This window comes from Propioniciclava sp. (genome assembly GCF_029977985.1).
GTDB lineage: Bacteria > Actinomycetota > Actinomycetes > Propionibacteriales > Propionibacteriaceae > Propioniciclava.
Genome location: NZ_JARKOT010000098.1, coordinates 48552 through 61469, shown reverse-complemented (window position 1 = coordinate 61469; position 12918 = coordinate 48552). Strand labels below are relative to the sequence as shown.

The following is a 12918-nucleotide window of genomic DNA, read 5'->3' as shown; positions in this document are numbered from 1 at the left end:
TCGTGGGCCCCAACCGGCACACAGGGCCCAACCGTCACCGAGGCGGCGCAGGGAGAGCACCGGGTCCCCAGAGCGGGACCGTTCAGGCGCGGTCGCGGAGTTCGATGCCGCCGGGACAGGCCGTGGTGGTGGTCACCGTCGGCGCGTCGAAGCCGCGGGCGGCATAGTCGTCCTGAAGGCGGGCGGTGAAGTCCTCGAGAGCGACGGTGGGCAGCAGCGCCAGCACGGTGCCGCCGAAGCCACCGCCGGTCATGCGTGACCCGAGAGCTCCGGACGCCAGCGCCGACGTCACCGCCTGGTCGACGGTGGGCACGGTGATCTCGTAGTCGTCCCGCATGGAGTTGTGGGAGGCGTTCATCAGCTCGCCGAACCGATTCCAGTTCTCGGCCTCCAGCGCGGCGACGGCATCCAGCACACGGTCGTTCTCGGTCACCACGTGTCGCGTGCGTCGCACGAGGATGTCGTCGTCGCCCAGCTTCTCGAGGGCGGCATCGAGGTCGGTGACGTCCCGCAACGCGGCGACGCCGAGGAGATCGGCCGCCCGGTGGCAGGATGCCCGCCGCTGCGCGTAGGCACCGTCGGCGAGCACGTGCGGGCTGTGGGTGTCGACCAGGGCGAGCGTGAGGTCGGCCGGCAGCGCGAACGGCACCTGGCGCGGCTCCAGCGTGCGGCAGTCGATCAGGAGCGCGTTGCCCTCGGTGCACCACAGGCTGGCCCGCTGGTCCATGGGGCCAGTGGGGATGCCGAGGAAGTCGTTCTCGGCAGCTTGGGCGACCTCCGCCATGTCGGCGGGGGAGAGCCCGAGCCCGAACAGGGCATCCACCGCGAGAACCGTGGCTGCCTCGATGGCCGCCGAGCTCGACAGGCCGCCTCCCAGGGGCACGTGGCTGTCGAGCGCCATGTCGACGCCACCCACGGCGTGGCCTCGCTGCCGCAGCGCCCACACCACGCCGGCGACGTAGCCCCACCATTGGTGGGCGACCGGTGTGAGATCGCTGATGTGGACGCTGTCGCCCAACTGCGCCGACGACACCGTCACCGCATCGTCGTCGCGGCCGGTGGCGTCCACCTGCGCCCGCCACCCCAGGGCGATGGGCAGGACGTAGCCGTCGTTGTAGTCGGTGTGTTCGCCGATCAGGTTGACCCGGCCGGGGGACACCCCGCGTGCATGTTCAGTCATCGTCATCCTCTCCGCGGGCCAGCCACGTGGCGAGCCGCTCGACGGCGTCCTCGAACTCGGGGTGGAGGTCGACGAACGTGCGCAACTCCTCGCCCAGCCAGCCGAGTGTGACCGTCTCGTCTCCGCGCCGCTTCTCGAGCTCCTCGATGCCCCGATCGGTGAAGTACATGGCTCACAGCCCCCCGAACGCGGCGTCCATGAGCGACTTCGCCTGGTCGGCGTGCACGCCGGTGAGGCCGACGGCCGGCGAGGACGCCTCGGGGCGTGCGATCGGACGCCAGTGGAAGTCGCGGCCCAGCGCTCTGCCGAGCGCCTCGGGCAGGTGGAGCGCCAGGAATGGCCAGGCGCCCTGATTGATCGGCTCGTCCTGAACCCACCGCACGTCGTCCACGTGGCCCAGCCCGCCCAGCACGGACGCCAGCGCGTCGGTGGGCAGGGGGTACAGCCGTTCGAGCGGGACGAGCGCCACCTGGCCCTCCAGTCCGCGTTGCTCCCGCTCGGCGACGAGGTCCCAGCGGATCTTGCCCGAGCAGAGCAGGACCGTCCGGACGCCGGCGGCGTCCGTGATCGACGGGTCGGGCATGGCGGGCTGCCACGAACTCCCCGTGAACTCCTCGGGGCTCGATGTGGCGAGCTTGTTCCGCAGCATCGACTTGGGAGTCATGATGACGAGGGGCCGGTGCCAGTTCACGTAGGTGTGGGTGCGCAGCAAGTGGAAGTACGACGCCGGGGTCGAGGGCTGGCACACGGCCAGTGCCCCTTCGCTGCACAGTTGCAGCCACCGCTCGATGCGTGCCGAGCTGTGATCGGGCCCCTGACCCTCGTAGCCGTGGGGGAGCAGGAGGACGACGCCCGACTTCTGCGTCCACTTGGCTGCCGCCGAACTGATGAACTCGTCGGCGATGGTCTGGGCGCCGTTGGCGAAGTCGCCGAACTGGGCCTCCCACAGCACGAGCGCTTGCGGTGAGGCGATGGAGTAGCCGTACTCGAAGCCCATGACTGCGTATTCGCTGAGCAGCGAGTCGAACACGTGGAACTGACCCTGGTCGGTCGAGAGGTACTTGAGTGGGATGTACTCCTCGTTCGTGCGCCGGTCGATGACGGCGGCGAACCGTTGGGAGAACGTGCCGCGCCGGCTGTCCTGGCCGGTGAGACGCACCGTCCGGCCCTCGATCAGGAGGGAGCCGAACGCGAGCAACTCACCGGTCGCCCAGTCGATCGGGCCTTCGAGGATCGCCTTGGCGCGCCGCTCCATCTGGGGCAGCACCTTGGGGTGCACGGTGAAGCCTTCCGGGAACGTCACGTAGGCCTGGGCGACGCGTTCCATCACCTCACGGCTGATCGCCGTCCCTTGTTCCTTGCCCAGCTTGACGGGGTAGAACGGGACGCGGCGGTACTCCTCGTCGTCGTCGGCGGCCTGCCGGGCCTCGGTGAACACCGACTCCAGCCGCGCCCGGAACTTCGCCATGACCTCCTCGGCGTCTTCCGTCGAAATGTCGCCTCGGCCGATGAGCGCCTCGGTGTAGAGCTTGCGGACGCTCCGCTTCTGCTCGATGAGGTCGTACATGTTGGGTTGCGTGAAGCTGGGGTCGTCCCCCTCGTTGTGGCCGCGGCGCCGGTAGGCGACGAGGTCGATGACGACATCGGTGTGGAACCGTTCGCGGTACTCGAAGGCGAGGCGTCCGATCCGGGCGACCGCTTCGGGGTCGTCGCCGTTCACGTGGAAGATCGGGACGCCGATGGTCTTGGCCACATCGGTGGCGTAGATCGACGTCCGCGACTCGCTCGGCGCGGTGGTGAACCCCACCTGGTTGTTCACGACGATGTGGATGGTGCCGCCGGTGCCGTAGCCGCGCAGTTGGCTCATCTGCAGCGTCTCGTAGACGACACCCTGGCCGGCGAACGAGGCGTCCCCGTGGAGCAGGACCGGCAGGACGCCGAACCGCTCGGGTTCGCCAGACGCGTCCATCTTGGCGCGCGCGATACCTTCGACGACCGGGTTGACGGCCTCGAGGTGGCTCGGATTGGCCGCGACGGATGTCTTGATGGTCTTGCCGGTCAGCGAGCTGAACTCGCCTTCTGCGCCCAGGTGGTACTTCACATCGCCGGTTCCCATCGTCTGGGTCACGTCGACGCGCCCCTCGAACTCGCGGAAGATCTGCCCGTAGCTCTTCCCGACGATGTTGGCCAGCACGTTGAGGCGTCCGCGGTGGGGCATGCCGATGGCCACCTCGTCGAGGCCGGCGTTGGCGGCCATGTCGCACACCTCGTCGAGCAGCACGATGGTCGATTCCGCACCTTCGAGGCTGAACCGCTTCTGGCCGACGAACTTGGTCTGGAGGAAGGTCTCGAAGATCTCCGACTCGTTGAGCTTGTCGAGGATGCGCAGGTGTTCTTCGCGGTCCCAGCGCGGGAGCGGTGTCTCGAAGAAGCCCTCGAGCCAGCGCCGCTTCTCCGTCTCTGGAACATGCATGTATTCCAAACCCACGTGGCCGCAGTAGCTGCCGCGCAACTGGTACAGCACCTCGCGGAGCGTCATCGTCTCCTTGGAGTGGCCGCCGAACACGCCGACCGGGAAGTCGCGGTCGAGGTCCCAGATGCTCAGGCCGTGCGCCTCGAGTTCGAGTTCGGGGTGGCTGCGCTGCTGGTATTCGAGCGGGTCGATGTCGGCCATCAGATGGCCCCACGTGCGGTACGCGTTGATCAACTGCAAGACGCGCGCACCCTTGCTGACTTCGTAGGGCCGGTGGGCGGAATCGTCCGATGTCCAGCGGAGCGGCACATACGGCACGCGCAGCGACAGGTAGAGATCGTCGTAGAAGTCGTGCTGCCCGACGAGCAGTTCGTGCATCACCTTGAGGAACTCGCCCGACGTCGCGCCCTGGATGACCCGATGGTCGTAGGTGGAGGTGAGCGTCGTGATCTTGCTCACGCCCAGTTCGAGGATCCGCTGGTCGGACGCCGCCTGGAACTCGGGTGGGTAGTCGATCGAGCCGACGCCGAGGATGACGCCCTGGCCCTTCATGAGCCGCGGCACCGAGTGACTGGTGCCGATGCCGCCCGGGTTCGTGAGGGACGCCGTCGTGCCGGCGAAGTCGTCGACCGTCAGTTCGTTGTTGCGGGCCTTGCGGACGAGGGTCTCGTAGGCGCGCCAGAACTCGCGGAACTTCATCCGGTCGGCGCCCTTGATGTTCGGCACGAGGAGTTGGCGGGTCCCGTCCGGCTTGCGCAGGTCGATGGCCAGGCCGAGGTTCACCTGGTTGTTGGTGATGAGGATCGGTTTGCCGTCCACCTCGTCGTAGGCGTTGTTCATCTCCGGCACCATCGCGAGGGCCTTGACCATCGCGTAGCCGATGATGTGGGTGAACGAGATCTTGCCGCCTGTCGTGCGGGCAAGGTGCTTGTTGATGATGTCGCGCTGATCGATGACGAGCTTCATCGGGATGTTCCGCACACTCGTCGCCGTCGGCACGCCCAGGGAGATCTCCATGTTGCGCGCGGTGCGCATGGCGGCCCCCTTGAGGACCGTCCGGGTAGGCTCGCTGTTCTCGCCCACCGGGCTGTCGCCCTTGGGCCGGTTCGCCGACAGGCGGCCACCCGAACCGGGGTTCCGGGGGCCGGACGGGGACTCGGCGCGCGGCGAGGGCATGGGCGCCGTTGGCGGCGGCGCCGGAGTCGACGGCAGCGTCGTCGGGGTGATCTGGAGAGGGGCGTCCGCCGCCGGGCGTGCCGGTTTCGGGCCTTGGCGCGCCGGGCTGGCGGCGGAGTCGCGCCGCGCCCGTGTCTCGGACGCCGACGCTGCGGCCGCTTGCGTGGCGACCGCGAGCTCGGGCGGGGTCTTCTCGGCCGTGGGCTCCTCGACCACCTGCTCCGCGCTCGCCTCGGACGGCTCGTTCGTCGCCTTGGCGCGTTCGGGGGGCCGATCGGCAGCCGGGGCGGGCTCCGGATCGGCAGGGACGGGTGCCGCGTCGTCACCACCGCCCGAGGCGTCCGCCGCACCGGGGCGGGGGAAGGCCTCCGCGCGGGACTCGAAGAAGCGACGCCACGACTCGTCGACCGAATCGGGATCGTTGGCGTACTGGGCGTGCATCTCTTCGATGAGCCAGTCGTTGGCCCCGAAGTCAGGCAGGTCGTTGGTTGGATTCTCGGGCGCCGTCGCCACCTTCGCCTTCTTCCGTCTCGCTTGGGGAAGCTCGCTTCCCACGCGTTCGCTCTGCTCTGGACAGCTTAGCCAGAGGGGTGTGGGCGGCGACAATCGGTGGGGGCGGTGCGCGGCGCGTGTCGGGGGTGCCCTCGAGCGGCCCCGGACGCCTCCGGCGCGCCGCCCGCGAGGAGGTAGCGTGGGGGCGTGGTCACACCGGGCGGATCGCACGTTCTGCCACCCCCCGACCCCCAGCCGGCATCCACCGGCCAGCGGTGGCTCGTGGTGGTGTTCCTCGTCTTGCTCCTGGGCCTCGTGGCGTCGTTCATCGTCGTCCAGTCGCCGCTCGGTCCCACGAGCAGCGCCACGCCGTTCCTCGCCCCCGAGAACCCCGGGCCGATCCCGGCGGCGTCCACCCGGCCGACCGCGGCGGGTCCGCGCGCAAGCGTCCGCCCGACGGCCCAGCCCTCCGCACCCACGGGGACGCCGGAACCAACGACGTCGGTGAGCGTCGAGGCGTCGGCAGGGCCGGCGCCGGGGGCGTCCGGCGGTGCCACGGCGACGCCGGGGGCGAGCGGCGAACCGAGCGCGAGCACCGGCACCCTCCAGGGGCCGGTGGTGCTCGTGGATGAGGGGTGGCTGGTGCAGACGGCCCAGAAGACCGGCATCCCGGCGCGGGCGCTGGACGCCTACGGTGCGGCCCAGTTGGCCCTCGAGATCGAGCGCCCGCAGTGCGCGATCGCGTGGAACACCCTCGCGGCGATCGGCTACGTGGAGTCGCGGCACGGCAGCTACGGCGGCGCGACGCTCGGCGACGACGGCGTGGTCCGGCCAGCCATCGTGGGCGTGGCACTCGACGGGAACGGAGTCGCCCGTATTCCGGATTCGGACGGCGGGCGCTTCGACGGCGATCCCGTCTGGGACCGGGCGGTGGGCCCGATGCAGTTCATTCCGGGCACGTGGGCGCGTTGGGGGTCGGACGCCAACGGCGACGGCGTCGCCGATCCGCAGAACATCGACGACGCGGCTCTGTCCACCGCACGCTACCTGTGCAGCGCCTCCAACCTCGACACCGCCGAGAGTTGGCGCGCCGCGATCATCGCGTACAACCGGTCCGACGTCTACGTGAACGACATCGCCGCCAACGCCAACCGCTTCGCCCGGGCTTCGCTGGGCTGAACCAAGACGAGCCTGACCGCGAAAGGAGGACCGCTCGTGGTCTCCCTCCTGGCGCTGCTCGGTTTCGGCCTCGCCGAGGACCGGGCGGGGCGAGGGCCGGCGTACGGGTTGGCGGAGTTCTGCGCCGTGTCGACCCGCATGCCTGGCAGCGGCGGGTCGAGCAGGTCGGCGGCTGCGTGCTCGTGGTCCTCGGCGTGCGCACTGCCGTGGCCCGGTGAGTCGCGACCTCAGGCTGCCGCTCTCCGGGTGCGACGCAGGGCGGCGCGCACCCGCTTCTCGAGTGCCGGTCGGTTCATCGCCACGTCCCAGCCCCAGCGGACGAGGTGGACATCGTGGTCGAGCAACTGCTCCTCCCTCGCCTTCTCCCGCATGATGACGTCGGCCGCGGTCTCGCCGGGGCGGTCGGGGGCGGCGTACTTGATCTTGCCGTCGGCCTCGCCGGCGAGATGGAACTCCTCCCACCAGAAGTCGCAGCGGGCGAGGATGCGGTTGCCGGCGCGGATGGTGTGCTGGAGCGTGGGCATGGGCAGGTCCATACGGGCGAACTGCACCCGGCTGAGCGACTCGCAGGGCGACTCGGAGCGGGCATCGGCGAAGGCGAGGACGGCGCGCCCCTTCGTGAGGCCCCGCCGCCTCGGGTGACGCTCGAGCTGTTCGGCGAGGGTCTGGGGGTCGAGGCCGGCGTGGAGGGCCGCGTCGGCGGCGATCACCGCCCACTCGAAGGAAGCCGTCCGGGCGAGGTCGGCCACGGTGCGTGCGAGGGACGTGACTGGGATGCCGTCGATGAGCGTCACCTCGTCCTTGGCCAGGGGAGCCGCGTGGAGCGCCACCAGACGCCGGCGGCGTCCGTGGGCCGGTCCGAGCCGGGTGATCTGGACCCGTTCGGCGTCCCCGTGGCGCACCGGCAGCCCGTGGAGGAGGGCGGCGGAGGCGTGGCTGACGACCGAGTCGGGGTGGAGGAGGGGCAGGGTGGCGCGGATGAGCGCCCGATGCCGGTCGGCCTCGCTGAGCTCGCCCGGGTCACGGTCGACGCCGCGGCGCACCTTCACCCGCTCGCCGGAGCGCCGGGCGTTCCCGATCTGCCGGGTCGTGAGGCCCAGCGTCTTCCATTGCTTGGTGGTCTGGAGGTGGGTCATGGGCTCACCTCAGCACGAATTTCGGGGTTCTGGCCGAATGACTTGCTCCGCCTGTGGACAACGATCGGCCTCGGGGCGTGAGAGGAGAGCCTGTGCGGAGGGTGTAGGCGGAGGTGGTAGATTGTCCTGCGGCCCGCTCGCCGGGCCACGGCCCCCATAGCTCAGGGGATAGAGCACCGCCCTCCGGAGGCGGGAGCGCAGGTTCGAATCCTGCTGGGGGCGCCGTCGTTGAACCTCCTCGTCAGAGGGGGTTTCTTGCTGTTCGGGGTCGCGCGTTCCCTCGGGTGCGTCGTTGCCTGCGGCCTGACCCCCACCTGCCCACTGCGTCGCACCCACGGGAAGCGTGTGTACACACAGGGAGCGTCGGTGGCCAAGGGGAGCGTGGGTGGCCAAGGGGAGCGCTCCCGTAAAGCGCACTCGCCCACCTTTGCAAAGGGAGCGTGTGCACCCAAGAGGAGCGCTCCCCGTCGTACGGGGAGCGTCTGTCTCCAAGGGGAGCGTTTGTGGCCGAGAGGAGCGTTGGTGGCCAAGGGGAGCGCTCCCGTTAAAGCGCACTCGCCCACCTTTGCAAAGGGAGCGTGTGCACCCAAGAGGAGCGCTCCCCGTCGGACGGGGAGCGTTGGTGGCCAAGGGGAGCGTCTGTGCTCAGGTGGAGCGTGCGGCGACGGGAGCGGGGGCGTCCGGCGGGTGGCGGCGTGCGGGGAGGCGGCGCGGTGTCTGGCACAGTGGCGGCCATGTCCCACATGCACGTCGCCGGCACGATCCACGCGGACGCCACGTCCGCCGCTCCGGTGTGGCTTGTCAAGCCCACGGACGCCAACGCGCTCGTCGACGGCCTGTGGAGCCAGACCGCGGCCCGCGTGGACGACGGGCAGTTGCGCATCGGCGGGCTGACGGCCGCCGAGATCGTCGAGCAGGCCGGGTCCCCCGTTTACGTGGTCGACGAACTCGACTTCCGTGGGCGCGCGCTCACGTGGGCCAAGGCGTTCGAGGGCTGGGGCGTCTACTACGCGGGCAAGTCGTTCCTGTGCACCACGGTGGCCCGCTGGATCGAGCAGGAGGGCCTCAATCTCGACGTGAGCAGCCTGGGCGAGCTCACGGTCGCGCTGCGCGCCGGCTTCCCGCCCGAGCGCATCGGCCTGCACGGCAACAACAAGTCGGTTGACCTCCTCCGCCTCGCCCTCACGGCGGGCGTCGGGCGCATCATCGTCGACTCGGCCCACGAGATCGGACGCCTCGAGCAGCTCACCGCAGAGCTCGACACGCGTGCCCAGGTGCTCATCCGCGTCACGACGGGCGTCGAGGCGCACACGCACGAGTACATCGCCACCGCCCACGAGGACCAGAAGTTCGGCTTCTCCATCGCCGGCGGCCAGGCGCTCGTCGCCCTCGTCCGCTGCTTCCACAGCCCGCGCATCGACCTCAAGGGCATCCATTCGCACATCGGCTCGCAGATCTTCGACACCAACGGCTTCGAGGTGGCGGCCCGCCGGACGCTGCGCCTCATGAGCCAGTTCAAGGAGGCCACCGGCGTCACGCTGGACGAGCTCGACCTGGGCGGCGGCTTCGGCATCGCCTACACGATCGACGACACCCCGGCGACCGTCCACGACCTCGCCGCCAGCCTCACTGACATCGTCGACCACGAGTGCCGCGGCTACGGACTCGAGCGCCCGAAGCTGTCCATCGAGCCGGGCCGCACGATCAGCGGCCCCGCCGGCACAGCGCTCTACACGGTCGGGACCACCAAGGACGTCGAGATCGGCGGCGGCAACACCCGCCGCTACATCTCGGTCGACGGCGGGATGAGCGACAACATCCGCCCGGCCCTGTACGCCGCCGAGTACTCGGCGGTCCTCGCGAGTCGCACATCGGGCGCGACCCCCGTCCTGTCCCGGGTCGTGGGGCTGCACTGCGAGGGCGGGGACATCCTCGTCCGCAACGTCTTCCTCCCGGGCGACATCGCGCCCGGCGACCTGCTGGCCGTGCCGGCGTCCGGCGCGTACAGCCGGTCGATGGCCTCCAACTACAACCACACGCCGCGACCGGGCGTGGTGGCGGTCCGGGACGGTAAGATCACCCCGCTCGTCCGCCGCGAAACGCTGGACGACCTGCTCGGGCTGGACGCCGGCCTGCAGGCCTGATGCCACGAAGGAGCCAACCGTCATGATGACCAAACCGGATGCCCCTGTGCGGGTGGCGATGCTCGGCTGCGGCACCGTCGGGTCGCAGGTGGCCCGCATCCTGGTCGAGCAGGCCGACGATCTCCGCGCGCGCGTCGGCCGCCCGCTTGAGCTTGTCGGCATCGCGACGCGCACGCGCCGCGACCGCCCCGGCATCGATCCCGCTCTCTTCACCACGGACGCCGCCGCGCTCGTCGCGCGGCCCGACGTCGATCTCGTCGTCGAACTCATGGGTGGGCTCCATCCCACGCTCGAGCTGCTCATGGACGCCGTCGCCGCCGGCAAGAGCGTGGTGACGGCCAACAAGGCTCTGCTCGCGCAGCACGGCGGCCAGCTCTTCGAGGCCGCCGAGGACGCCGGCGTCGACATCTACTACGAGGCGGCGGTGGCGGGGGCGATCCCGATCATCAGGCCGCTGCGCGAGTCGCTCGTCGGTGACGCGGTGACTGCCGTGAAGGGGATCGTCAACGGCACGACGAACTACATCCTCGACCAGATGCACACCACAGGTGCCGACTACGGCGACGCCCTCGCCGAGGCCCAGCAGTTGGGCTTCGCCGAGGCGGACCCGACCGCCGACGTGGAAGGCCACGACGCAGCCGCGAAGGCGGCGATCCTGGCGTCGCTGGCGTTCCACACCCGCGTCGGCCTCGACGATGTCGACCGCGAGGGCATCTCGTCCGTCACGAGCGACGACATCGCCGCCGCCGAGCAGCTCGGCTGCGTCATGAAGCTCCTCGCCGACTGTCGCGTCAGCCCCGACGGGACCATCGCCGTCGGCGTCCACCCCAGCCTGGTGCCGGTGAGCCACCCGCTCGCCGGGGTGCGGGGGGCGTTCAACGCCGTGTTCGTCGAGTCGATCAATGCCGGCCAGCTCATGTTCATGGGCCCGGGCGCGGGTGGGTCGCCGACGGCGTCCGCGGTGCTCGGCGACGTGGTGACCGCGGCCCGGAACCGGGTGCGCGGTGTCGCGGGGCCGGGGGAGTCGGCGTACAGCACGCCGGGCATCACCGATCCCGGTGCCGTGCTGAGCCGCCACCACCTGGCACTCGTGGTTCGCGACGAGCCGGGCGTCCTCGCCCGCATCGCCACCGCGCTCGCCAGCCGGGGCGTCTCCATTCAGGCGGTCCATCAGGAGCAGTTCGGCGGCAGCGGTACAGCCCGTCTCGGCATCACGACCCACCTGGCGGCCGTCGCCGCGATCGCCACGGTCGTGGCCGGGCTGGAGGCGTCCGACGACGTGGCGGGACCGATCCGGGTGCTGCGCATGGAAGGGAACTGACCGTGCTGGTGGCCTGCCTCGATCTCGAGGGCGTCCTGGTGCCCGAGATCTGGATCAACGTCGCCGAGGCGACCGGCATCGAGGAACTGCGCCTGACGACGCGCGACATCGCCGACTACGACGAGTTGATGACCCATCGGCTGCGTACGCTGGACGCCCACGGCGTCCGGTTGAGCCAGATCCAGGCGGTCATCGCCGCGATGGGTCCGCTGCCCGGCGCGGCCGAGTTCCTCGACTGGCTGCGGGAGCGGTTCCAGGTAGTGATCCTGAGCGACACCTTCTATCAGTTCGGCATGCCGCTGATGGCTCAGCTCGGCCATCCGACCCTGCTCTGCCACGACCTCGAGATCGCCGAAGACCGCCTCGTGGCCTACCACCTGCGCCAGCGTGACCAGAAGACGAAGGCCGTGGCCGCCCTGCAGTCGCTCAACCTCAAGGTGGTCGCGACGGGCGATTCCTACAACGACACGGGCATGTTGGCGCAGGCGGAGGCAGGCATCCTGTTCAGCCCGCCGGCGAACGTGGCGGCGGAGTTCCCGCAGTTCCCGGTGGCGCATGACTACTCCGCGTTGCGCACCGAGTTCGAGCGGGCGGCGTCCCGTGTCGGCTAAGCAGTGGGGCGGCTTCTGGCTGCAGTTCCTGCCCGCGTTCGTGGCGGGGCTGTTCGTGGCCGGCATCACCATCCCCGGATCGTCGCTGTGGCCGTGGTGGCCCAACATGATCGACCTCGACGTCTACCGCCGCACGGGTGCCGGCCTGCTGGCCGGCACCGACATCTACGCCGCCGAGGGCCTGCCGTGGATCTACCCGCCGTTCGCGGCGTTCTTCACCGTGCCACTGGCCCTCGTCCCACTGCTCGTGGCGCGCCTGTTCTGGATCGGCCTCTGCGTCGTGCTGCTCCAGGCGATCCTGTACCGGCTCGGCCTGCGCGGCTGGGTGCTCTCGGCGGCCACGACGGCGGCGGTCCTGCTCGCCGAGCCGGTCCGCGAGACGATCGGCTTCGGCCAGTTGGGCGCCCTGCTCGTGGCGGCCGCGGTGCTCGACTCCATGCCCGGCGAGCGCCTGTTCCGCCGCCGTCTGCTGCCGGAAGGCACGCTCGTCGGCCTCGCCACCGCGGTCAAGTTGACGCCCGCCACCGTCGCGGCCTACCAGTTCTTCGCCGGACGCCGCCGGCCCGGCTTGGTCGCCTTCGTCACCTTCGTGGCCGCCACGCTGCTCGCGCTGGCGGTCATGCCGGCCGGATCCATCAGCTATTGGGGTGGCCTGTTGTCCGGCGACTCGGGCATCAACTCGGGCATCACCTTCTACACGAACCAGTCGGTGATGGGGATGTGGGCGCGGCTGTTCGGTGAACTCAGCCGCGGCGGGCTGGTCGCGAGCGCGGTCGTGGCGCTCGTCGGCATCGCCTCGGCGGTGCTCGTTCACCGGGCCGGCGAGGAGCGGCTCGCCCTCGTGGTCGCGGGTCTCACCAGCCTGCTGGCCAGCCCGATCAGCTGGTCGCACCACTATGTGTGGGTCGTCCCCCTGCTGGCGCTGCTCGTGCTCGACCGCGGCCTCAACCTGTCGCTGCGCGTCGCGGGCATCCTCTACGGCATCTGGGTGGCCGCCGCGCCGTTCAAGGTGTTGCCCGGTGGGGACGGCGTCGAACTGACCTACGCCCCCTGGCAGCACGTGCTCGACAACCTCGGCATCGTTGCCGGGTTCTGTTTCGTCGTGGCGTGCGGCTTGCTCGCATGGCGCGCCCGACGCGGCGATTCGACCGCTCTGCGGCGCCCCGTGCTAGCATCGTGACCAGCGCATTCGCGCCAACCCCCGCA

Annotated in this window: 9 protein-coding genes and 1 tRNA gene; 6 read left to right on the top strand and 4 right to left on the bottom strand. The window is 70.4% G+C overall.

Annotated features, from left to right (window positions below):
• Positions 1–82: 82 nt before the first annotated feature.
• From galK to Q1K57_RS06430, 3 genes are read right to left on the bottom strand one after another with little or no spacing between them, the layout of a single operon-like run.
• Positions 83–1180, bottom strand: a complete 1098-nt coding sequence (galK, locus tag Q1K57_RS06440) for a galactokinase (RefSeq protein WP_300080106.1) — start codon at positions 1178–1180, stop codon at positions 83–85.
• The gene (locus Q1K57_RS06435; protein ID WP_300080104.1) at positions 1173–1349 is read right to left on the bottom strand and encodes a DUF6104 family protein; all 177 of its coding nucleotides are present in this window, start codon (positions 1347–1349) and stop codon (positions 1173–1175) included. The genes galK and Q1K57_RS06435 overlap by 8 nt, the downstream gene beginning before the upstream one ends.
• 3 nt (positions 1350–1352) lie before the next feature.
• On the bottom strand, positions 1353–5342 hold the full coding sequence (locus Q1K57_RS06430) for a multifunctional oxoglutarate decarboxylase/oxoglutarate dehydrogenase thiamine pyrophosphate-binding subunit/dihydrolipoyllysine-residue succinyltransferase subunit (RefSeq protein ID WP_300080102.1): 3990 nt from the start codon (positions 5340–5342) through the stop codon (positions 1353–1355).
• Between the two features lie 186 nt (positions 5343–5528).
• Here Q1K57_RS06430 and Q1K57_RS06425 point away from each other — a divergent pair, with 186 nt between their 5' ends.
• Positions 5529–6500 (top strand): lytic murein transglycosylase, encoded by a 972-nt coding sequence (locus Q1K57_RS06425; protein WP_300080100.1) that lies wholly within the window; start codon positions 5529–5531, stop codon positions 6498–6500.
• Positions 6501–6727: 227 nt separating this feature from the next.
• Here the strand turns inward: Q1K57_RS06425 and Q1K57_RS06420 are convergent, their stop codons facing one another.
• The gene (locus Q1K57_RS06420) at positions 6728–7636 is read right to left on the bottom strand and encodes a hypothetical protein (RefSeq protein WP_300080098.1); all 909 of its coding nucleotides are present in this window, start codon (positions 7634–7636) and stop codon (positions 6728–6730) included.
• A gap of 150 nt (positions 7637–7786) precedes the next feature.
• Here Q1K57_RS06420 and Q1K57_RS06415 point away from each other — a divergent pair.
• The 5 genes from Q1K57_RS06415 (at position 7787) to Q1K57_RS06395 (ending at position 12892) form a co-directional block, all read left to right on the top strand.
• Positions 7787–7858 (top strand) — tRNA-Arg (locus tag Q1K57_RS06415).
• A gap of 512 nt (positions 7859–8370) precedes the next feature.
• The gene (gene lysA / locus Q1K57_RS06410; protein WP_300080096.1) at positions 8371–9780 is read left to right on the top strand and encodes a diaminopimelate decarboxylase; all 1410 of its coding nucleotides are present in this window, start codon (positions 8371–8373) and stop codon (positions 9778–9780) included.
• Positions 9781–9805: 25 nt separating this feature from the next.
• On the top strand, positions 9806–11101 hold the full coding sequence (locus Q1K57_RS06405; RefSeq protein ID WP_300080114.1) for a homoserine dehydrogenase: 1296 nt from the start codon (positions 9806–9808) through the stop codon (positions 11099–11101).
• Positions 11102–11103: 2 nt separating this feature from the next.
• Positions 11104–11712 carry a bifunctional phosphoserine phosphatase/homoserine phosphotransferase ThrH gene (thrH, locus tag Q1K57_RS06400; RefSeq protein WP_300080094.1) on the top strand — a complete coding sequence of 203 codons (609 nt, stop codon included), beginning with the start codon at positions 11104–11106 and terminating at the stop codon, positions 11710–11712.
• Entirely contained in the window at positions 11702–12892 is a 1191-nt protein-coding gene (locus Q1K57_RS06395; protein ID WP_300080093.1) for a glycosyltransferase 87 family protein, read from the top strand. The genes thrH and Q1K57_RS06395 overlap by 11 nt, the downstream gene beginning before the upstream one ends.
• Positions 12893–12918: the final 26 nt, after the last annotated feature.

Bases quoted from the DNA above. Each gene is read 5' to 3' on its own strand.
- Q1K57_RS06420 (WP_300080098.1), bottom strand. From the start codon at position 7,636: ATGACCCACCTCCAGACCACCAAGCAATGGAAGACGCTGGGCCTCACG.
- lysA (WP_300080096.1), top strand. From the start codon at position 8,371: ATGTCCCACATGCACGTCGCCGGCACGATCCACGCGGACGCCACGTCC.
- galK (WP_300080106.1), bottom strand. From the start codon at position 1,180: ATGACTGAACATGCACGCGGGGTGTCCCCCGGCCGGGTCAACCTGATC.
- Q1K57_RS06435 (WP_300080104.1), bottom strand. From the start codon at position 1,349: ATGTACTTCACCGATCGGGGCATCGAGGAGCTCGAGAAGCGGCGCGGA.
- Q1K57_RS06405 (WP_300080114.1), top strand. From the start codon at position 9,806: ATGACCAAACCGGATGCCCCTGTGCGGGTGGCGATGCTCGGCTGCGGC.